Raw genomic sequence first — 20,516 nt, forward strand, 5'->3', positions numbered from 1 at the left:
CGTGGGAACGTCCCCGCCGGCGAGGAGAGGATCAACGATGATCAGAACACGACGGCGGACCTCCGCCGCCACCGCCCTGGCGTTGCTGCTGGCAGGCCTCGCGGGGACGACGTCCGCCACGGCCGTCGACGCTGCCGGGCTCCCCGAGGCCGGCGACGTGGTGGTCGCGGGTGACGGTGCGGAGCTGACGGTCACGGCGGTGAACCCGCCGAGCCGCACGGCCGGCACCGTCGCGGTGTACACCCCGGCCTTCGGGGAGTCCACGCGCACCAACGCGTTCGGTGGCGAGGCCGTGCTGACCCCCGGCCCCGAGCAGGGCACCTACGAGGTGGTCAGCGTGTGCACCGCGCTCGCCACCTGCGCCGATCCGGCCTGGACGCCCGGTGACAACGCCATCCCCACCGACGGTCTCGTGCTGTCGGTGTCCCCCGGCGGGTCGCCCGACGTGCGCCCGTTCCTGCGCGACCACGTCGCCGCCGGCGACACGATCACGTTCCGGGAGGTCGTCGAGCGCAGCGCCTCGACGACGCTCGACGCCGTGGACCCGACGCCCGAGAACAACCCGCCCGGCGTCGACCCCGGGAGCGGGCAGTGCTACCCGGGCTGCCGCGGCGCGGAGCAGCTCGTGCAGTACACCCCGGCCTCCGGTCGTGACTCCTCCGGCACCAACGACTTCGGCTACGAGGTCACCGTCGTCGGGGGGACGGTCGTCGGGGCGGGCGGCAACGACCGCGAGATCCCCGCGGACGGTTACGTGCTGTCCGGCCACGGCTCGCGCGGCACGTGGCTGCAGACCAACGCTCCGGTGGGCGCCACGGTCGAGGTCGACGGGACCGAGCTCGTCGCGACCGTCGACGAGCGCACCGCGATCTACGCCGCCGAGCAGGGGGTGATCGCGGCGCAGGAGTCCGTCACCGCCGCCGACGCCGCCTGCCTCGCCTTCCCGCGCGACGGTGCGGTGGAGGCGCTGGCGGACGCCGAGGCACTTCTCGACCGGGCGCGTACGGCGGCCGGGTCCGGCGACGCCGCCGCGGCCAGCGAGCTGGCCCAGGAGGCGAGCGCGTCCGCGTCGCTGGCGGGGTACCGCACCGCGGAGTCGCGGCCGGCCGAGGGTCGCGGGGTCTGGGTACGCCCCGAGGAGACGTCCCCCGAGGCGATCCGTGCCACGCTCGACCGTATCGAGGAGTCCGGCTTCAACGTCGTGTTCCTCGAGACCTTCTTCCAGGGCACGACGATCTACCCGTCGCAGGTCGCGGCCGACGCCGGGATCACCGCCCAGCGCCCGGAGATGGCCGGGTTCGACCCGCTCGCCGTCTGGATCTCCGAGGCCCACGACCGCGGGATCGAGCTGCACCCGTGGATCCACACGTTCTTCGTGGGGTCCGAGGGCGCCACGGGCGGCCCGGGGCCGATCCTGGACGTCTACCCGGAGTGGGCCGCCGTCGAGCGCGAGGACGTCGGCGCGGACCGGCCGATGCCGTCGTCGCAGGAGCCGGGCTACTACTTCGTCGACGCCTCCCACCCCGAGCCGCGGGCGTACGTCGCCTCCGTCCTCGAGGAGATCCTGACCGGGTACCCCGTCGACGGGCTCCACCTGGACTACATCCGCTACCCGGTCTCCGAGCCCTGGGAGACCGCGGGCTACTCCTACAGCGACTACTCGCGCGCCGCCTTCGCCGAGGAGGCCGGCGTCGACCCCTACACGCTGACCCCCGCGGACCCCGCGTGGGAGACGTGGACGGCCTGGCGCGAGGCCAACGTGACCTCGTTCGTCTCCGAGGTCCGCTCGATGCAGCAGGAGGTCGCCCCGGAGGTCCCGGTGTCGGCCGCCGTGTTCCCGGACCCGAGCGACGGCCTGGCCAAGAAGTTCCAGAACTGGGGCGACTGGGTCGACCAGGGGTACGTCGACGTCCTGACCGGCATGTCCTTCGGCACGTCCGCCACCTCGGTCGCCGCCGACACCGTCGCCATGCGGGAGCGGGTCGGCGAGGAGAACCTGCTGTACACCGCGACCTACGGCCCCTTCCGGGGCTCCACGCCGCAGACCATGCTGGACCAGGTAGCCGCCGTCGGCGACGCCGGCTCCGACGGAGCGGCGCTGTTCGCGTACAACCAGGTCACGGACGCCCAGGCGGGCGCGCTCGCCGAGGGCGCCTTCCGCGACCCGGCCGTCGTGCCGCACGCCGACCGGATCCGTGCCGTGCGGGTGGGTGTCGACGCGCTGCGCGACGCCCTCGGCTCGGCGCGGGGCGAGTGCGTGGGCGCGGGAGCGGTGGCGGCGGCGACCGCCCAGCTCGCGGCGGCCGAGCGGGCGCTCGACGGCGACCGGCCGACGGCCGCGATCGACGCGCTCGGGCGCGCGTCGGACGCCGTCGAGCGGGGAGCGCTCGACGGCGAGGGTCCGGCACTGTTCGGGTCGCGCGCCCAGCGTGACCTCGCGATGTACGACCGGTGGCTGACGCAGGTGGTCGCCGGGCGGTAGCACCGAGCGCCGGGCGCGGAGGGCACTCGTACCGTCCGCGCCCGGCGCCCTCGGCCTGATCGCGCGGCAGGTCTTCCCGTGCCGTCCGGTCAGCGGGCGGTCGCCACGAACGGCGCCTGCCGGGCGTACCGGTCACCCTCGGCGACGTCGACGAGGAAGGCCCCGAGGTCGGCTCGACGGATCGTCGTGGAGCGCGTCGACCGGTGGGCGTCGTGCTCCAGGCGGCCGGTGGCCTCGCCGTCGACGAGGCGCGGCGGGCGCACGAGCGTCCAGTCCAGCCCGGACACCGCCCAGACGGCGTGCTCGGCCGGCTTGTCCTTCACGACGTCGCCGCCGAGGGTGCGGATGAGCCAGCTGATGACCTTGTCCTTGCCGGCCTTGCGGTCGCCGGGCACGTCGATGCCCGCACCGCTGACGCCGACGAACCGCCGCGGCCCGTGCGCCGCCATGACGTCGACGAGCGCTCGCGCCGTCCGCGTGTGCAGGTCGGCCTCATTCGCGGTGGGTCCGAGCGCCGAGACGACGGCCTCCGCGCCCCGGACGAGCTCGCCGAGCGCAGCGGGGTCCGTGGCGTCGCCGACGACGACGCGGACCTGGCCGCGCACCTCGGCGGGCAGGCGGTCGGGTCGCCGGACGAGCACGCTGACGTCGTGGCCGTGCTCCAGGGCAGTGGTCAGGGCGTGCCGGCCGGTCCGTCCGGTGGCGCCGACGAGGGCGATCTTCATGGGGTGTCCTTGGTCGGAGGGATCCAGGCGGCCCGCTCGCGGTGTGCGAACGCGGCGAAGTCGAGGGGTTCCCGGCCGAGCAGGCTCTGCACGTCGGTGGTGAGGGCGTCGGCGAGACCGAGCCGGGCGGTGGTGTAGATGGCGGTGGTCACGGCGACCATCCCCCACGGCATGCCGAGCTCGCGGCGGGCGTGGCGGACGTAGCGGAGCACGCCGGGCCGCCGGTAGTGCACCTTTCGGCCGAGCTCGTCGGTGAGGATCTGCGCGATCTGCTGGTAGGTGAGCGCCCGCGGGCCGGTGACGGTCCAGGCCCGGTCCCGGTGGGCCGCGGGCTCCAGGAGCGCGCGGGCCGCGACCGCCCCGACGTCCTCGGCGTCGACGAACGCCGTCGCGCCGTCGCCGGCCGGGACGACGATCTCGTCCCGGTCGCGCACGTCGCTCGCATGGGTGGTGCTGAGGTTCTGGTGGAAGAACGACGCACGCACGAACGTCCACGCCAGGCCCGAACCGCGCAGCCAGGACTCCACCGTCGCGTGCGGCACGACCTTGTTGCGCTCAGCACCCTGCAGGGACAGGAAGACGACGTGCTCCACGCCCGCGTCGCGGGCGGCGGCGACGGCGGGCAGCAGGTCCCGCCGCACGTTGCCGATAGCGGGCGGGCGGACGAGGAACATCGCGTGCACGCCGTCGAACGCCGGACCCCACGTCGAGGCGTCGGTGAAGTCGAACGCCACCTCGTCGGTGGCTCCGTCGCGCGGCGAGCGGACGGCGCGACGCACGTCGGCGCCCGCCGCCCGCAGCTCCCGGGCGACGACCGCACCGACGTTGCCGCTCGCACCCGTCACCAGGAACATGCGCCTCCCCCTTCGGTCCGTACATGTACCGTACATGCATGGACGCACGGGAACCCGACCTGCGGATGCTCGACCGGGCGCTCGTCGGCCTGCGCCGCTTCCTGACGGCCCCGCCGGTGCTGGACGACCAGGGCCGCGCCGTCGAGCTCTCGACGTTGCTCGTGCTCGACGAACTGCCGACCGAGGGCCAGAGCGTCCAGCAGATCGCGACGCGCCTCGGTGTCGCCCACTCGACGGCCAGCCGCCTCGTCACCCGCGCCGAGGGCGCAGGAATGGTCACGCGGACAGAGTCCCCCGACGACGCCCGCCGGCGGCTCGTCGTGCCCACCGCTGCCGGGCGGGAGCTCAGAGACCGCGCGGCCGAGTTCCGCCTGGAGCGCCTCGCGGACATCGTGGACGGCTGGACCCCCGACGAGGTCCACACGCTGGCCAGGTCCCTGCACCGGTTCGCCCAGGACCAGGGCGCGGCCCGCGGTCACCGCGGGAGCGGCGCGACACCACTCTGACAAACTCGTGGCGTCACACCTCTTGCTATGACACCACCGTGGTGTCATAGTGGAGCCATGGACCTGACCCGCTACACCGACCAGCTGCAGCAGCAGCTCCGTACCGCCGCCGCGGCGGGCAGCGACGAGGCGCGCGAGATCGCCTCCCGCCTCACCGCACCCCTCGACTCCGCCGCCCGGCTCGTGCTGCTGGAGGCGCTCTCCGACGCGGCCGGCGAGATCTCCGCCGAGCTCGCTCCCGGATCGGTGGACGTCCGGCTCCGGGGCGGCTCGCCCGAGTTCGTCATCGACGTCCCGGCCGGCCCCGCCACCGCGAGCGCCCCGGAGCCCGCACCCCCGGTCGCGCCGCTCCCCGACGCCGACGGCGGCGCCACCACCCGCACCACCCTGCGGCTCCCCGACCACCTCAAGGCGCAGGTCGAGACGGCCGCGGCCCGCGAGGGCGTCTCCGTCAACACCTGGCTCGTGCGGGCCGTCGCCGGCGCCCTCGAGCAGTCCACCGGCCGCCCGGCAGCGCAGGCCAGGGCGACCCACCGCGGCACCAGCCGGGCCACCGGCTGGGTCCGCTGACCAGCGCACCACCAGAGCACCATCCCCTTCCCCCCCAGACACCACACTGACACCACTCCTGGAGCTCCGTCATGCCCACTTTCCCCGCCCCCCACCCCGTTCCCGTCGTCGTCGAGGTGCCCTTCGCGAACCTGCACGTCATCGCCTCCGAGCGCGACGACGTCGTCGTCACCGTGCTGCCCACGACGCCGGGCAAGTCGGGATCCGTGCGCGCCGCCGAGGAGGTGCGCGTCGAGCGCGACGGCGACGCCGTCTCGATCACCTACCCCGGATCCTGGAAGCAGTGGGTCCTGCCGTTCGCGGCCGGCACCGCGGACATCACGGTCGAGCTCCCCGCCGGCTCCGACCTCCGCGGCAAGACCGGCACCCTCTTCTCCGAGGGCTCCTTCGGCACCGTCGACATGACGGTCTCGGCCGGCGACGTCCGCATCGACGAGGTCGACCGGCTCGACGTCAAGGTCGCGGCCGGCTCGGTCGCCGTCGGGCGGGCCGCCGGTCCTCTGGCGGTCAAGGTGGCCGCCGGGTCCGTGCGGGTGGACGAGGCCCTGGGAGACGGCACGATCCGCGCGACCAACGGCACCACCCTGGTCGGGTCCGTCTCCGGCTCGCTCGGGATCCAGGGCGCGAACGGCGACATCGTCGTGCGCCACGTGCGCGGCAGCCTCACCGCCAAGGGCGCCCACGGCAACGTCCGCGTCGACCGCCTCGAGTCGGGCGACGTCACGCTCGCCACCTCGTACGGCACGATCGAGGTGGGTGTGCCCGAGGGCACCGCCGCCTACCTCGACGTCGGCTCCGAGCACGGTGCCGTGCGCAACCAGCTCACCCCCACCGAGGGCCCCGTCGACGACGAGGCGACGGCCGAGATCCACGCCAGCACCGGGTACGGCGACGTCGTCGTGCGCCGGCCCTGAGACCGCACCCGAGACGGAGACACAGCCATGACCCACGACGAGTCCCGCCAGCCCGCCATCCGCGTGCGGGGAATCCAGAAGTCCTTCCAGGACCTGCACGTGCTGCGCGGCGTCGACCTCGACGTCGAGCCGGGGAGCATCTTCGCCCTGCTCGGCTCGAACGGCGCCGGCAAGACCACGCTCGTGCGCATCCTCGCGACCCTTCTCCGGGCCGACGCCGGCACCGCGACCGTGCACGGCTTCGACGTCGCCGCGAAGCCGGGCGACGTGCGCGAGTCCATCAGCCTCACGGGCCAGTTCGCCGCCGTCGACGAGATCCTCACCGGACGGGAGAACCTCGTCCTCGTCGCCCGGCTGCGCCACCTGGACGACCCGCGGGCGATCGCCGACGACCTGCTCACCCGCTTCTCGCTCACCGACGCCGCCGACCGCCGGGCGGGCACGTACTCGGGAGGTATGCGACGCCGGCTCGACATCGCCATGAGCCTGATCGGCGACCCGCCGATCGTCTTCCTCGACGAGCCCACCACCGGCCTGGACCCGCAGGCCCGCATCGACGTCTGGAAGGGCGTCAAGAAGCTGGCCGAGGGCGGCACCACCGTCCTGCTGACCACCCAGTACCTCGACGAGGCCGAACAGCTCGCCGACCGCATCGCCATCCTGCACGAGGGCACGATCATCCAGCACGGGACCCTCGCCGAGCTCAAGCAGCTCCTGCCCCCCGCCAAGGTCGAGTACGTCGAGAAGCAGCCGTCCCTCGAGGACGTCTTCCTCACCCTCGTCGGTACCGACGCCGGAAAGGAATCCTGATGACCACCCACGTCCTGACCGACACCCGGGTCCTCACCGGACGGTCCCTGCGGCACATCAGCCGCAGCCCCGACACCATCATCACGACCGCGGTGACCCCGATCGCCCTGATGCTGCTGTTCGTGTACGTGTTCGGCGGCGCGATCGACACGGGGTCCGACGAGTCCTACGTCAACTACATGCTTCCCGGCATCCTGCTCATCACGATCGCGTCGGGCATCGCGTACACCGCGTACCGGCTGTTCCTCGACATGCAGGGCGGCATCTTCGAGCGCTTCCAGTCCATGCCGATCGCCCGGTCGAGCGTCCTGTGGGGGCACGTGCTCACGTCGCTGGTCGCCAACCTGGCCTCGATCGTGATCGTCATCGGCGTCGCGCTGCTCATGGGGTTCCGGACCGGTGCGTCCGTGGGCGCCTGGCTCGCCGTGGCCGGCATCCTCGCCCTGTTCACGCTGGCCCTCACCTGGCTCGCCGTGGTCGCCGGGCTCTCGGCGAAGACCGTCGACGGCGCGAGCGCGTTCAGCTACCCGCTCATCTTCCTGCCGTTCATCAGCTCGGCGTTCGTGCCCACCGACACGATGCCCGGGCCGGTCGCCTGGTTCGCCGAGAACCAGCCCGTGACGTCCATCGTCGACACCATCCGGGCCCTGTTCGCGGAGCAGCCTCCCGGCAACGACATCTGGATCGCCCTCGCCTGGCTCGTGGTCATCCTCGCGGTGGCCTACGCCGCCGCGATCGCGGCCTACCGCCGCAAGACGAGCTGAGCCGCCAGCCGCACGCGTCGTGCACGACGGCGTCCGCTCCCTCGCCGAGGGGGCGGACGCCGTCACCGTCGATGCCGTCAGGACGAGGCGCCGACGTCGGCGAGGTGTCGCCGCATCGCGTCGTACGCGGCATCGGCGTCGTGGGCCTCGACGGCCGCCAGGATCTCCCGGTGGCCCTGCAACGACAGCGCGCGCCCCTCCGGCGAGCCGTGCGAGAGCCGACGCTGCGCCAAGGTCCACTCGGTCATCAGCCCGTGCAGCGCTGTCACCAGCGGGTTCAGCGTGGCGTGAGCCAGGAGCAGGTGGAACTCGGTGTCCCGCTCCAGCGACTGCTGCGCAGTGAGGTCGGACGTCGTCCGGGCCAGCACGTCGGCGAGCTGGAGCTGGTTGGCACGGGTGGCACGGGCCGCCGCGAGCGCCGCCACCGACGGCTCGACCAGCGTGCGCAGCTCGGTCACGCTCTGGGTGGCACCGGGCTGGTGCAGCCCCAGGATCTGGCGCGCCTCCTCCGGCCGATCGACGACCCGCGTGCCACGGCCCTGGCGTCGCTCGACCAAGCCCTTCTCCTCGAGCTTGTTCATCGCCTCGCGCAGGGTGGTCCGGGAGACGTCGAGCTGGCGCGCCAGCTCCCGCTCGGCAGGCAGCCGCGCACCGGGTCCGAGCTCGCCCGTCGCGATCATCCGCTCGAGCCGCGCGGCGAGGGCCACGGCCAGGGGCTGCTTGCCCGGCACCACCGGGGGGATCTCGACGGAGGTCATGCGACTCCTCGACGCTCGGTGCCCCGCAGGGCAGCAACTCGGACCCGACGAGGCTATACCAATAAGACCAATTGCCTCGAGACACGCGTGTTCCGGCCGCGTAAATTGCTCGTTTCCATGTCGTTGATCGACTATCTTTCGCGGATCTTTGCCCCCTAGCGTGGCGGTCACTTGGTCGGACCAATCGGGTCTGCACTCGCACCGGAAGGATCGCTCCGTGAACCGCTCCCGCGCCCTGCTGCCGATCGCCCTCGTCGCCGCGACCGCCACCCTGGCCGCCTGCACCGGCGAAGCCTCCGCGTCCGGGGAGGACGGCGAGGTCATCCGCGTCGCCACCCAGCGCCAGCCCCACCTCTACGCGCCGTACGTCTACTCCGACCACGCGGAGGGCGTCACCATCGAGGTGGTCCCCATGGCGAACTCGACCGACGAGCTCAACGCCGTCCTCACCGGGGACGTCGACTTCGCACTCTCCTCGGAGTGCCCACCGTCATCGCCGGGGTCGCGCAGGGCAAGGACGTACAGCTCGTCGCGTCCGGGGCCGACGGCGGCTCCGGACTGATCGGGTCCACCTCCATCACCTCGGTCGAGGACCTCGCCGGCACCAGGATCGGGATCGTTCCCGGTTCGTCCCAGGAGATGGCGTTGCGCCTGACCCTCGAGGCGGCCGGCCTCGACCCGGACGCGGACGTCGAGCTCGTCAGCCTGGGGTACGCCGACATGGCCGACGCCCTGGAGCGCGGGGACATCGACGCCTTCGCCGGCGCCGAGGTCAACGTCTCGCTGGCACAGCTCGAGGGCGCGCACGAGATCGTGTCCATCTACGACACGGCGATCGGGCGGGTCAACATCGGTCTCGCGACCACCGGCGCCCGGGTCGAGGAGGATCCTGAGCTCGTCCAGCAGCTCGTCGACATCCACACCGAGGCCACCGCGGCGCTGGCCGCGGATCCCGCGGCCTGGATGACCGGCGTGGCCGACCAGTTCTCGTTCGAGCCCACGGTGCTCGACCTGGCGGCGGGGAACATCTGGCTGCGCTCCGACCTCGCCCCCGCGTACCTCGACCAGGTGGACGCGCTCGCCGGGGAGATGCAGAAGCTCGCCGTGATCGACCAGGCGCCCGACGTCGCCGACGTCGTGGCCGACGGCTTCGCCCCGGAGGAGGAGTGATGGGCCATGTCGCCACGGTGACCCCGGCAGCGCGCGGCGAGGTGCCGGGCCCCTCGCCGGAACCCACCACGAGCACCGTGCCGACGACGGGCGGCCGCCCGGGCGCGCCGCGCCGCCGGGAGCGTGCCGGACGGCGCGCGCGCACCGTCCTGTGGGCCCTCCCGGTGCCGGTGCTCGTCCTGCTGCTGTGGCACGCCGGCGTCACCGCGGGCTGGGACGTCCCCGGCGGGATCCGCATGGCCGAGCTCCCGACGCCCGCTGCGGTGCTGGTCCGCCTCGTGGACCTGACGGTGGGCGGGCTGATCGACGACTCCTTCAGCGCGCAGCTCTGGCGCCACGTGTGGGCGAGCCTCGTCCGCGCCGTCTCCGGGTTCCTGCTCGCGGCCGCCCTGGCCATCCCGCTGGGTGTCCTCATGGGCCGTTCCGCACGGCTGACCCGGATGCTCGAGCCGACCCTCAACCTGGTGCGCCCCGTCCCCGTGACCGCATGGGCGCCCCTCGCCCTCATCATGATCGGCATCGGCGACAACCAGGCCGTCTTCCTCGTGTTCCTCGCCGCGTTCTTCCCCGTGCTGGTCAACACGGTCACGGCCGTGCAGCAGGTCCCGCCGCGACTGCTCGAGGCCGCCGCCATGCTCGGCACCTCACGGTGGCGGCGCCTGTGGACGGTGGTCGTACCGGCCGCCGCGCCCGGCATCGTCTCCGGCCTGCGCGTCTCCCTCGGTCTGGCGTGGGCGCTGCTCGTGGTCGGCGAGATGACCGGGATCAATCTCGGCCTCGGCGCGATGATCACCGAGGCCAAGGTGATCGCGCAGACCGACCTGATCGTGGCCGGCATGGTCGTCATCGGCCTGCTCGGCTTCGCCACCGACCGGCTCCTGGTCCTGCTGGTCCGGGTCGCCACCGGAGGGCGCCCGCTGCTCCAGGAGGACAGATGACGACAGGGACGACATCCATGACCACCACTGCAGGAAGCACGGTCGCCGGGCCCTCGCCGGCCGGCCGGCTCACGATCGACGGTCTCGGCAAGCACTACAGCGGCGACGTCTTCGCCATGCGCGGCGCCACCCTCGACGTCGCACCCGGCGAGGCGGTCGCCGTCGTCGGGGCCAGCGGGTGCGGCAAGTCGACGTTGCTCCGGCTCGTGGCGGGGTTCGAGAGTCCGACGGAGGGTCGGGTCCTGCTGGACGGTCGGCCCGTGACCGGGCCGGGCCCCGACCGTGGCGTCGTGTTCCAGGACTACGGGCTGTTCCCCTGGCTCACCGTGCGCGAGAACATCGCCTACGGCATCCGACGCCGGGGCGTCGGGCGGCGGGAGGCCCTCGGGCAGGCCGCCGAGCACGCCGAGACCGTCGGGCTCGGGCGTTTCGTCGACGCCTACCCGCACGCCCTGTCCGGAGGGATGCAGCAGCGGGTGGGCATCGCACGGGTCCTCGCCCTGCACCCGTCGGTGCTGCTCATGGACGAACCGCTCGGGGCGCTCGACGCCCTGACCCGCCGGCAGATGCAGGACGAGCTCGTCGCGATCCGGCAGCGCGTGAGCACCACCGTCGTGCTGGTCACGCACTCGATCGACGAGGCGGTCTACCTGGCCGACCGGGTGGTGGTCATGTCCGGCGGTGCCGCGCACGGCGTGCCGGGCCACGTCCGTGACGTCGTCCCGGTGGACCTCGGCGACCAGCGCGACACGGCTTCTCCCGAGTTCCGTGCCATCGCGCAACACATCGGGCATCACGTCCACACCCCGGTGCGCGACGGCGAGATCGCGGCATGACGAGCGCGAACGACGTCCTCGGCTCCGCGTTCGGCACCGGCTCCGCCGTCCCCGTGCTCCAGCCGGGCACCGGGCCGATCCTGGGCGACACGTACCTCGCGTCCTCTCCCGGCACCGTGCTGTGGGGCCGGCTGCCTGCCGCGACCGACTCCCCCGTCCTGTCCGTCGCGCCCGGCTCCACGGTCACCATCGACACCGTCAGCCACGAGGGTCTGCTGCCTGACCAGGGCGGCGACCCCGTCGGCTACTTCGGGGAGCACGGCGTCGGCCCGGACCAGGTCCTCACCGACGCCGCCGCGATCGCCGCCACGGTCGCGCGCGGCGTCGACGACGGTCCGCACGTCGTCACCGGACCGATCGAGGTCGTCGGGGCACAGCCCGGGGACGTCCTGGCCGTCCACCTCCTGGAGCACCTGCGCCGGGTCCCGTACGGCGTGATCTCCAACCGTCACGGCCGCGGCGCCCTGCCCGCCGAGCTGCCCCGGGACGGACACAACGTCAGCGTCTTCACCCCGGTGGAGGGCCACGACGACCGGGCGCACGGCGTCCTCCCCCTGACGCCCGACGCGGCCGACCCCCGTCGCGTCCGGTTCCCGCTCGCCGAGTTCCTCGGCGTGCTGGGCGTCGCGACCCCGGGACCCCGGCGGCCGCACTCGGTGCCGCCGGGTCGGCACGGAGGGAACATCGACATCACGATGACGACGGCGGGATCGACCGTCTACCTCCCGGTCGCGGTCCCGGGGGCGCTCTTCTACGCCGGTGACCCGCACTTCGCCCAGGGCAACGGGGAGGTCGCGCTGACGGCGCTGGAGGCCTCGCTCAGGTCGACGGTGCAGCTCGACCTGATCCCCCGCGACCGGGCGCTCGCCGAGCTGGGCGAGCTCTCGGGGCCCGTCGTGCGCACGGCCGAGCACCTGGTCCCCACCGGGATGGACGCCGACCTCGACGTCGCCGTCCAGAAGTGCGTCCGCGCCGCGCTCGACCTGCTGCAGGCCCGGTGGGGCATGGCCGAGCACCTCGCCTACGCCTACCTGTCCGCCGCGACGGACTTCGACATCTCCCAGGTCGTCGACCAGGTCAAGGGAGTGCACGCGCGCATCCGGCTCGCCGACTTCGAGGAGCTCGCGCCATGACCCGCCGACCCGGCCGCCGCCCACCGCTGCTGCGCCACCTGCGCGGATGGGTCGACCCGTTCGTGCTCGCCATCCTGGCCGCCCTGCTCGTCGGGGTGGCCGTCCCCGTGCCGGACACCGTCCACGCCGTGCTCGACTCGACCTCCGCCGTCGCCGTCAGCCTGCTGTTCCTCCTCTACGGAGCACGGTTGCCCACCCGGGAGATCGGGCGTTCGCTGCGCGACTGGCGGCTCCAGGGCGGTCTCCTGGTCGCGACCTTCGTCCTCTACCCCGTGGCGGGCGTCGCGGTGGCGTTCGTCGCCACGCCCTTCGTCGGGACGGGCGTCGCCACCGGGCTGCTGTGCGTCTCGCTGCTGCCGTCGACGGTCAGCTCCGCGATCGCGTTCACCTCGGTGGCGCGCGGTGACGTCGCCGGGGCGATCTGCGGGGCGACCGTCTCGAACGTCGCCGGGCTGCTGCTCACACCGCTGCTCGTGCTGGTGCTGGTGTCCCCCTCGGCGCCGCTCGGCGCCGGGCTCGACGGTGCGGACGCGGGCGGGCTGCAGACCGTGCTCGTCCAGCTGCTGCTGCCGTTCGCCGTCGGCCAGGTGCTCCAGCCCTGGGTCGGCGAGCGCCTGCGCCGAGCGCCGTGGCTCACCCGGCTCGTCGACCGCGGCACGATCCTGCTGATCGTGCTCACCGCGGTGAGCGGCGCCACCGCGCAGGGCGTGTGGAGCGGCCTGACCGCAGGGGCCGTCGTCGCGCTGGTCGCCGCGTCGGCGGTGCTGCTGGTCACGATGCTCGCCGCGACCTGGTGGGGCGGTCGTGCCGCGGGGCTGGACGACGAGCGCCGCACCACGTTGATGCTGTGCGGTTCCATGAAGTCGCTGGCGACCGGGCTGCCGATCGTCGCTGCGCTGCTCCCCGCAGCCACCGTCGGTCTGGTGGCCGTCCCGATCGTCGTCTTCCACCAGCTGCAGCTCGTGGTCTGCTCGGTGCTCGCTCGCCGTGCGGCGGTCCGCCAGGGGTGACGCCCCACCCGGCCCGGTCGACGCCTCGGAGCCGCAGGCCGCCGCCGACGGGTGGTCAAGGCGGCGGGTTCGCCGGAGGATCGAGACGTGAGCACTCCGCCAGGGCCGGACGCCGCCTCGGGACCGGGGCCACGCCGTCGTGCACGCCGGTGGTGGATCGCGGCGATCGTCGTCGTCCTCGTCGCGGCGGGCGCCGTCGTCGCCGGGGTGCTCGAGCACCGCGCCTGGGTCGGGACCGTGGCCACGTACGAGGCGGAGGTCGCCCGCGTCACCGAGGACGCGGCGACCTCCCGCGCCCGTGCCGAGGAGGCGTACGCCGCGAGCCGCGACGCCCTCGACGACGCGGTCGACGGCGGCAGGCCCGTCCTGGCCGGCAGCGAGGGCCAGGTGGGCGACCCCGCCGTGCGCGCACCTCTCGCCGCGGCGCTCGACCAGGCCGAGCGGCTGCGCGACGCCGAGGTGACCTACCCGGTCTCGACGCGCACCGTGGAGGAGGTCACCCGGCCGAACCCGTTCCGTCCGCAGACGCTGCCGCGGGTGGAGGCCGAGGTCGTGGACGGCTCGGACCCGGCGCCCGCCGAGCTGGACGCCGCCGCGGCCGCCGTGACCGCGGCGACCGCCGTCGTCGTCGAGGCACGGCAGGGGTGGGCCCTCGAGGAGCTGCAGGCCGCGGCGACCGAGGGCCGCGACGCCCTGACGGATCTCCGGCCGCAGGTCGGTGCCGCCACCCTGGGCGAGCTCGACGCGGCCGTCACCGACGCCGAGGCGATGATCGACGCCGGGGCGGACGCCCTCGACGCGGACGACGCCGTCGCGCTGCGGGACACGCTGCTCGACACCACGGAGTCCCTGTGGACGGACCGGCTGGACCAGATCGTCGCCGACCGCCGCCGGGCGGCCCGGGCCGACGGCGTCGACTGCCGCGAGGACCGGTGCGTCGCGCTGACCTTCGACGACGGCCCCGTCGCCGAGACGCAGCGGCTGCTGCGCATCCTCGAGCGCAAGGACGCTCCCGCCACCTTCTTCATGGTGGGCGACAACGTCGCCGCCCGGCCCGAGATCGCGCGTGCCGTCGTCGACGGCGGGCACCTGGTGGGCAACCACACCTGGAACCACCCGCAGCTCACCACGCTGGACGACGCCGAGGTGCGCGACGAGGTCCGGCGCACCCAGGACGCGGTCACGGAGGCGACGGGCTTCACGCCGTACCTGCTGCGCCCCCCGTACGGGGACGTCGACGACCGCGTCCGGTCGCTCGCGACCCGGACCGGGCTCGACGTCGTGCTGTGGAGCCTCGACACCCGCGACTGGGAGTCCCGCGACGCCCGCGAGATCCGCCGTCGGGTGCGCGCCGAGGTGGAGCCGGGCAGCAACATCCTGCTGCACGACATCCACGCGACCAGCGTGGACGCCGTGCCGAAGATCATCGCCGACCTGCGCCAGGAGGACTACGTGCTGGTCACGGCCGACCTGCTCGTCGGTCCCGACGAGCCCTGAGCGCGCGCGGTCAGAACAGGTCGCGCACGTCGAACCCGCCCGCGAGGTCGGACAGCGACTGCCCGGCCTCCGAGACCTGGTCGCCGAACCCGGAGACCGCCTCCGTGCCGGCGTCGCCCACCTGCGAGACGGCGCCCTCGACGTCGAGCGCACCGGCGTCGAACGCGCCGACATCGAGCGCACCGAGATCGATCCCTGAGGCGAGTGCGTCGAAGTCGACGCCGAGGTTGCCCGCCTCGGCCAGCAGGGGCCCGGCGACGCTGCTCACCGCGGCGCCGGCCGCGACCACGCCCAGCAGACCCACGGCGCCGACGGCGGCACCCGCCACCGCCCCGCCCGTCCCGACCTTGGCGAGGATCGAGCGCATGGAGCCCGGCCGGCGCGCCTCGGACCGCCCCGCGGCGCGCGACAGGTCGGCCACGCTCGCCGAGCGGGGGTGCTCGTTGGCCGGGAGGTCAGCCTGTATGCGGCGCAGCACCGCCTCGCGCTGCTGCGGGGTGAGGCGCTCGAACGCCTCGGCGTGGACCTGCTCGACCTCGTGCGGCTCGGCCGTGCGCATCAGGTAGTCGTAGCGGGCGATCGCCTGCCGGTCGGCGTCGGGGACGCCGGGGCGAGGACGCCCGGCGGACGCCGGCGCACGGCCTGCGGACGACGGCGGGGCGGGCGCCGGGCGGGCGCCGCCGGCCGGCGGGTATGCGCCTCCGGGCTGCGGGCGGGAGCCGCCGACGGCGCTCTCGAGCATGGAGCGCCAGTCCGGCTGCCCGGACCGACCGCCGGAACCAGAGCTTCGCGACGACGACTGGTGCGCGTCGTACGCCTTCTTGGCCAGGGAGAACGCCTTCGAGAGCTTGGACATGGTGCTCCTCTTGTCGGACTGACGAGGCAGTCTGACAGGTGTTTCTGAGGGGAAGATGAGAGTCGCCCGGTGCTCTCAGAATGGAACGTTATATAACCCCCGGCCACTGCGTCCCCACGTTATATAACTACGGACCACCCGAGCCGCCGGGCCGGCGGCCGGTCAGACGGTCTCGGCGCGCTTCTGCCGGGCGAACCGTGCCGGCAGGTCCGGCCCGTCCCACACCTGGGTCGCACGCCAGATGGAGGCGGCGATGGGCACGGCGAGCACCGCGCCGGTGATGCCGACGAGCACCGTGCCGGCCGTCAGCGCGAACAGGATGACCAGCGGGTGCAGGCGCAGGGTGCGGCCCATCACCACCGGCTGGAGGAACGTGCCCTCCAGCTGGTTGACGGCGACGACGATCCCGACGACGACGAGCGCCTCGACCGGTCCGACGGCGACCAGCGCGACCAGGGCCGCGAGGATGCCGGCCAGGGTGGCGCCGACCAGCGGGATGAAGGCCAGCAGAAAGACCAGCACCGACAGCGGGACCACGAGGGGCACGCCCATGATCGCGAGGCCGATCCCGATGCCCACGGCGTCGACGACCGCGATGATCGCCGTCCCCCGCACGTACCCGCCGAGCGTGCCGACGGTGGCGTCGCCGACGCGCAGGCCGCGCTCGTAGGCGCGCCCCTCGAACGGCCGCAGCAGGAACTCCCACATCGCCGGCCCGTCCTTGAGGAAGAAGAACAGCACGACGATCATGATGAAGAAGCCGGTGACGAAGTCGGCGGTCTGCGAGACGCCGGCGAGCGCTCCGGACCCCACCGCGCTGGACTGCAGCAGGCCCGTGGCGGAGTCGCGCACCGAGGCGATCTGCTCCTCGGAGATGTCGAACGGCAGGTCCTGGATATAGGTCTGCAGAGAGTCGAACCCGTCGAGTGCCTGGCTCTGCAGCTCGTCCCACTGGTCGACGACGGCCCGCACCACGAGCCACACGACGCCCGCCAGCAGGGCGACCAGCGTCAGGAGCGCGATCCACGTGGCCAGCAACGACGGCACGCCGCGACGGCGCAGGAGCGACACCAGCGGGGAGATGGCCGCCGCCAGCACGAGCGCGATGAGGACGGGGATGACGACGAGCGTCAGGCGGGTTCCCACGAACCCGAGGACCGCGATCACCGCGATCACCGCGAGGACCTGCAGCGACCGCGTCCCCACGCGGCCGAACCCGTCCGACCAGAGCCTGGACGCCCCTCGCACCTCGTGCTGGGCGGGTGCGCGACCCGCGAGCTCCTGCGCCGGTGCCGGCCGGCGGCCGGAGCGCGGTGCACGGCGGCTGAAGAGACCCATCGCCTGTCCTTCCTCGTCGGTCCGGCGGGCGCCGGACGTGCCGACGCTAGTGCGGACGGGTCCGGTCCGAGCGGCGACACGTCGACGGAGCCTGGACCCAGGGTCGAGAGCGAGCGGACCGTCCAGGGAGACCTGTCGCCCTGCGGCGCGAGCCACCAGGCCAGGTCAGGCGCCGCATCGCCGCCCGCGGGTCCACGTCGACTCCCTCTCACGGGGGTGGTCGCCCATGGCGACGGACCGGGATGATCACCGCATGACACGCCGTGACGCCGCTCCGCCACCGTGGTCCGACCGCCAGTGGGTCGCGCCCGCCGCGCTGGCCGTGCTGCTCACGATCCTCCTGCTGACGTCGCCCCTACGTCTGCCTCTCGACAGCTACGCGGACCACCAGGTGGACGGCGTCGAGGTCGTGCCCAGCTACCCGTTGCTCCTCGCGACAGGTTGGTGGGAGACGGGGCTGCTTCTCCCCCTCATCGCGTGGACGGCAGGGTTGAGCTGCGTGCTCGCCGTCCTGGTCGCGCGGCAGCACCCGTCGACCGCGACCCTGCTCGCGGCCTGGCCTTTCGTCACGGTCCCGCTGATCGGGACCTTCGTGTGGGGTTGGTGGCTCGCCCTGCTGATGATCACCTGCCTCGTGCTGCAGGACTCGTGGCGGCGCGCCGCCGTCCCCGGGGTGGCGACGCTGGCCGCAGCCTGGCTGTACGCGCTCAGCGGTGTTCCCGCCGCCCTGCCCATCGGCCCGGTGAACGCCGGTGACGTCGACGGCGGCCGGGCGGTCTCGGCGGGCGTCATCTACACGGTGGCGTTCGCCCTCGTCGTCGGGGGTGCCGCCGTCGTCCGCCTCGTCTCGGCCTCGGCACGACGCGACGCCCGAGCCGCCGCCACCGAGCGGCGCGCCCTCGAGGTGGAGTCGGTCGCCGTCGAGCGGGCGCGCCTGGCACGCGACCTGCACGACGTCGTCGCGCACCACGTCTCCCTGGTGGCGGTCCGGGCCGAGTCGGCCCCGTACACGTACCCCGACCTGGGCGAGGACGCACGGCGTGTCCTCGGGGAGATCGCCGACGACGCACGCTCGGCGCTCGGCGAGCTGCGGCAGGTGCTCACCGTCCTGCAACGCACCGAGGGCGCGGAGAGGGCACCGCAACCCGCGGCCTGCGACATCGTCGAACTCGTCGACCAGGCGCGCGACGCCGGGCAGGACGTCACGCTGTCGGGGGACTGCGAGGACGTGCCCGACGCCCAGGGCTACGTCCTCTACCGAGCAGCGCAGGAGGCGCTGACGAACGCACGACGACATGCCCCCGGATCGCCGACGCAGATCGCTGTCTCGCACGTCGCCGATGTGGCGGGGCTCCGGGTCACCAACCCCGTCCAGGGGCAGGTCGGCCAGTCGGCAGGACGCGGGTTGACGGGCATGCGCGAGCGGGTCGAGGCGCTCGGCGGCGCGATGACGGCGACCGTGGAGGACTCGTCCTTCGTCCTGGTGATCACCTTGCCGACCTCCTCGGGCGAACGCCGTGGGCCGGCCGTCCGAGACGTTGCGGGTGCGGTGTGACGCGCGTCGTGGTCGCTGACGACCAGGCCGTCGTCCTGCACGGGTTCGCGTCGATCCTGGGTTCCGCAGCCGACCTGGACATCGTGGGCACCGCCTCCGACGGCGGCGAGCTGCTCGACGTCGTCGCTCGCGCGCAGCCCGACGTCGCGGTCGTCGACATCCGCATGCCCGTGCTCGACGGCATCGCTGCCACTGCTCGGATCGCCGCCGAGCACCCGGCCACGAGAGTGCTCGTGCTGACCACCTTCGATCTCGACGAGTACGTCTACGACGCGCTCCGGGCGGGAGCGAGCGGGTTCCTGCTCAAGGACGTCACCGGCGAACGACTCATCGAGGGGGTCCGGCTCGTCGCCGACGGCTCCATGCTGCTCGGTCCACGGGTCACACGCCGCCTGGTGGACGACTTCGCCGCACGGCGACCCACGGCGACCGCCGTGCCGGCGCTCGACGCGCTCACGCCACGCGAGACCGAGGTGCTCCGCGCCGTCGCCCGCGGACTGTCCAACGCGGAGATCGGGGAGGCCCTGTTCATCGGCGAGCAGACCGTGAAGTCCCACGTCTCCGAGGTGCTGCGCAAGCTCGCCTGCCGTGACCGCGTCCAGCTCGTCATCGTCGCGTACGAGTCCGGGCTCGTCCTCCGGAACCCGTAGGTTCGTGCCATGCACATCCGGCACCTGGGCCTGGCCCGGCTCGACGGCGCTCCCGGCGTGACGACGGGCCTGCTCGCGCCGGGCACCGACCCCGAGGAGGTCCGCGTCGACGTCGCCGTGCTCGACGCGGGGTCCTCGCTGCCGCGGCACCCCGCCGGACGTGACCAGTCGTTCTACGTCGTGGCGGGCACCGGGCAGGTGGCCGGAGACGACGACGTCCCCACCGACGTCGGGCCGGGCGACCTGGTGACCTGGGACGCCGGGGAGCAGCACACCACCTGGGCGACGACGCCGCTCACCGCCGTGATCGTGCAGCGCCGGCGGGCGTGACCGCCAGAGCTCCGGCCGTTCGGTGCGCCAGGTGCTCGTGGGCCTGCTCACCGACCGGGGAGCGTGTGCGCCGCGAGTGCCGGCGCTCGTGACGCCCGGACGTGCCATGCGATCGACACCGCGATCACCGTGAGGACCAGGCTCTGGATCCCTGCCACGGCAGCGGCGACAGCTCCCCCGTGGAAGCTCCCCGCGGTGGCGAACGCACCGATACCGGCGACGAGGGCCACGGCGGGCGCCGTGAGGCACCACACCAGCGGGCGGCGCACCCGAGGATCGCGACGGCTCACCGGCTGCCGGCCCAGCCACCAGACGGTGTAGCCGGCGACGACCGCGATCCCGAGAACGCCGGACACGTACTGCGCCCACTGCACGCCGAGCAGGCCCCCGTGCACGGTCTGGAGCCACTCGACGCGCACGGCGATCCACCGGCCCGGATGGGTCGCCGCGTCCCACACCACGTGGGTGAGCGCACCGACCGCCGCCGCGAGCGGGGCGAGCACCAGCTGGTCGCGCGTCAAGGACGCCGTCGGCGCGACCCGATGACGAACCCACGGCACGACGTCGGCGTACGGCTCCCGGACCAGCCCGAACCAGATCCACACGACCGCCAGCGCCGCGAGGACGTCCACCGTCACGATTCCCCACCCGCTGTGGGTGAGCTCGTAGCCCGCGCGCCCGGGCAGGAACATCGGGAGGTCGGGCGCGAGGGATCCCGCGACCAACGCACTCATCGGCAGCGGGGAGCGCCCGAGCGGCAGGACGGCGGCCGCATGCGCGGGCGTGAACGGCATGGCCGCAACGTAGCCGATCCGTCCGG

General features: G+C 73.6%; 22 protein-coding genes. 16 read left to right on the forward strand and 6 right to left on the reverse strand.

What is annotated here, in order from left to right; genetic code table 11:
* Positions 1 to 37 precede the first annotated feature (37 nt).
* Complete coding sequence (locus MWU57_RS02820) at positions 38 to 2,482, forward strand: glycoside hydrolase family 10 protein (RefSeq protein WP_246907146.1); 2,445 nt, start codon at positions 38 to 40, stop codon at positions 2,480 to 2,482.
* An 89-nt stretch (positions 2,483 to 2,571) separates the two neighbouring features.
* On the opposite strand, the gene MWU57_RS02825 is transcribed toward MWU57_RS02820, so the two are convergent.
* Positions 2,572 to 3,207, reverse strand: coding sequence for an NAD(P)-dependent oxidoreductase (locus MWU57_RS02825; protein ID WP_246907147.1), 636 nt, complete (start codon positions 3,205 to 3,207; stop codon positions 2,572 to 2,574).
* Positions 3,204 to 4,061: an NmrA family NAD(P)-binding protein gene (locus tag MWU57_RS02830; RefSeq protein WP_246907148.1), complete on the reverse strand. Its 858-nt coding sequence runs from the start codon at positions 4,059 to 4,061 to the stop codon at positions 3,204 to 3,206. The genes MWU57_RS02825 and MWU57_RS02830 overlap by 4 nt, the downstream gene beginning before the upstream one ends.
* Before the next feature lie 38 nt (positions 4,062 to 4,099).
* Here MWU57_RS02830 and MWU57_RS02835 point away from each other — a divergent pair, with 38 nt between their 5' ends.
* The 5 genes from MWU57_RS02835 to MWU57_RS02855 all read left to right on the forward strand — a co-directional run bounded on the left by MWU57_RS02835 (position 4,100) and on the right by MWU57_RS02855 (position 7,625).
* Positions 4,100 to 4,567, forward strand: coding sequence for a MarR family winged helix-turn-helix transcriptional regulator (locus tag MWU57_RS02835; RefSeq protein ID WP_246907149.1), 468 nt, complete (start codon positions 4,100 to 4,102; stop codon positions 4,565 to 4,567).
* A 57-nt stretch (positions 4,568 to 4,624) separates the two neighbouring features.
* Positions 4,625 to 5,137, forward strand: coding sequence for a toxin-antitoxin system HicB family antitoxin (locus tag MWU57_RS02840; RefSeq protein ID WP_246907150.1), 513 nt, complete (start codon positions 4,625 to 4,627; stop codon positions 5,135 to 5,137).
* 71 nt (positions 5,138 to 5,208) lie between these two features.
* Positions 5,209 to 6,051: a DUF4097 family beta strand repeat-containing protein gene (locus tag MWU57_RS02845; protein ID WP_246907152.1), complete on the forward strand. Its 843-nt coding sequence runs from the start codon at positions 5,209 to 5,211 to the stop codon at positions 6,049 to 6,051.
* Positions 6,052 to 6,078: 27 nt separating this feature from the next.
* Complete coding sequence (locus MWU57_RS02850; protein ID WP_246907153.1) at positions 6,079 to 6,861, forward strand: ABC transporter ATP-binding protein; 783 nt, start codon at positions 6,079 to 6,081, stop codon at positions 6,859 to 6,861.
* Positions 6,861 to 7,625: an ABC transporter permease gene (locus MWU57_RS02855; RefSeq protein WP_246907154.1), complete on the forward strand. Its 765-nt coding sequence runs from the start codon at positions 6,861 to 6,863 to the stop codon at positions 7,623 to 7,625. Before MWU57_RS02850 ends, MWU57_RS02855 begins: the two co-directional genes overlap by 1 nt.
* 77 nt (positions 7,626 to 7,702) lie before the next feature.
* Here MWU57_RS02855 and MWU57_RS02860 read toward each other — a convergent pair whose 3' ends face one another.
* Positions 7,703 to 8,383 carry a FadR/GntR family transcriptional regulator gene (locus tag MWU57_RS02860; protein WP_246907157.1) on the reverse strand — a complete coding sequence of 227 codons (681 nt, stop codon included), beginning with the start codon at positions 8,381 to 8,383 and terminating at the stop codon, positions 7,703 to 7,705.
* 217 nt (positions 8,384 to 8,600) lie between these two features.
* Between MWU57_RS02860 and MWU57_RS18310 the strand changes: the two genes are divergently transcribed.
* From MWU57_RS18310 to MWU57_RS18315, 7 genes are all read left to right on the forward strand, one after another.
* Complete coding sequence (locus tag MWU57_RS18310; protein WP_246907158.1) at positions 8,601 to 8,945, forward strand: hypothetical protein; 345 nt, start codon at positions 8,601 to 8,603, stop codon at positions 8,943 to 8,945.
* Complete coding sequence (locus MWU57_RS02870) at positions 8,864 to 9,553, forward strand: ABC transporter substrate-binding protein (RefSeq protein ID WP_246907159.1); 690 nt, start codon at positions 8,864 to 8,866, stop codon at positions 9,551 to 9,553. Before MWU57_RS18310 ends, MWU57_RS02870 begins: the two co-directional genes overlap by 82 nt.
* Positions 9,553 to 10,491 carry an ABC transporter permease gene (locus MWU57_RS02875; RefSeq protein WP_246907160.1) on the forward strand — a complete coding sequence of 313 codons (939 nt, stop codon included), beginning with the start codon at positions 9,553 to 9,555 and terminating at the stop codon, positions 10,489 to 10,491. Before MWU57_RS02870 ends, MWU57_RS02875 begins: the two co-directional genes overlap by 1 nt.
* A gap of 17 nt (positions 10,492 to 10,508) precedes the next feature.
* On the forward strand, positions 10,509 to 11,327 hold the full coding sequence (locus MWU57_RS02880; protein WP_246907161.1) for an ABC transporter ATP-binding protein: 819 nt from the start codon (positions 10,509 to 10,511) through the stop codon (positions 11,325 to 11,327).
* The gene (locus tag MWU57_RS02885) at positions 11,324 to 12,460 is read left to right on the forward strand and encodes an acetamidase/formamidase family protein (protein WP_246907162.1); all 1,137 of its coding nucleotides are present in this window, start codon (positions 11,324 to 11,326) and stop codon (positions 12,458 to 12,460) included. The genes MWU57_RS02880 and MWU57_RS02885 overlap by 4 nt, the downstream gene beginning before the upstream one ends.
* Complete coding sequence (locus tag MWU57_RS02890) at positions 12,457 to 13,470, forward strand: bile acid:sodium symporter family protein (RefSeq protein ID WP_246907164.1); 1,014 nt, start codon at positions 12,457 to 12,459, stop codon at positions 13,468 to 13,470. The genes MWU57_RS02885 and MWU57_RS02890 overlap by 4 nt, the downstream gene beginning before the upstream one ends.
* Positions 13,471 to 13,557: 87 nt before the next feature.
* Positions 13,558 to 14,967: a polysaccharide deacetylase family protein gene (locus MWU57_RS18315; RefSeq protein ID WP_246907166.1), complete on the forward strand. Its 1,410-nt coding sequence runs from the start codon at positions 13,558 to 13,560 to the stop codon at positions 14,965 to 14,967.
* A 10-nt stretch (positions 14,968 to 14,977) separates the two neighbouring features.
* Here the strand turns inward: MWU57_RS18315 and MWU57_RS02900 are convergent, their stop codons facing one another.
* Both MWU57_RS02900 and MWU57_RS02905 read right to left on the reverse strand, forming a co-directional pair.
* The gene (locus MWU57_RS02900; RefSeq protein WP_246907168.1) at positions 14,978 to 15,823 is read right to left on the reverse strand and encodes a cation-transporting ATPase; all 846 of its coding nucleotides are present in this window, start codon (positions 15,821 to 15,823) and stop codon (positions 14,978 to 14,980) included.
* A gap of 162 nt (positions 15,824 to 15,985) precedes the next feature.
* Positions 15,986 to 17,161, reverse strand: coding sequence for an AI-2E family transporter (locus tag MWU57_RS02905; RefSeq protein ID WP_246907169.1), 1,176 nt, complete (start codon positions 17,159 to 17,161; stop codon positions 15,986 to 15,988).
* Positions 17,162 to 17,414: 253 nt separating this feature from the next.
* On the opposite strand from MWU57_RS02905, the gene MWU57_RS02910 reads away from it, so the two are divergent.
* From MWU57_RS02910 to MWU57_RS02920, 3 genes are read left to right on the forward strand one after another with little or no spacing between them, the layout of a single operon-like run.
* Positions 17,415 to 18,716, forward strand: a complete 1,302-nt coding sequence (locus tag MWU57_RS02910) for a sensor histidine kinase (RefSeq protein ID WP_246907170.1) — start codon at positions 17,415 to 17,417, stop codon at positions 18,714 to 18,716.
* Positions 18,713 to 19,366 carry a response regulator transcription factor gene (locus tag MWU57_RS02915; RefSeq protein WP_246907171.1) on the forward strand — a complete coding sequence of 218 codons (654 nt, stop codon included), beginning with the start codon at positions 18,713 to 18,715 and terminating at the stop codon, positions 19,364 to 19,366. The genes MWU57_RS02910 and MWU57_RS02915 overlap by 4 nt, the downstream gene beginning before the upstream one ends.
* Positions 19,367 to 19,375: 9 nt before the next feature.
* Entirely contained in the window at positions 19,376 to 19,696 is a 321-nt protein-coding gene (locus tag MWU57_RS02920; RefSeq protein ID WP_246907172.1) for a cupin domain-containing protein, read from the forward strand.
* Between the two features lie 47 nt (positions 19,697 to 19,743).
* Here the strand turns inward: MWU57_RS02920 and MWU57_RS02925 are convergent, their stop codons facing one another.
* Positions 19,744 to 20,490 carry a DUF4184 family protein gene (locus MWU57_RS02925; RefSeq protein WP_246907174.1) on the reverse strand — a complete coding sequence of 249 codons (747 nt, stop codon included), beginning with the start codon at positions 20,488 to 20,490 and terminating at the stop codon, positions 19,744 to 19,746.
* Positions 20,491 to 20,516: the final 26 nt, after the last annotated feature.

It is taken from the genome of Isoptericola sp. S6320L (genome assembly GCF_023015685.1).
GTDB classification, from domain to species: domain Bacteria; phylum Actinomycetota; class Actinomycetes; order Actinomycetales; family Cellulomonadaceae; genus Isoptericola; species Isoptericola halotolerans_A.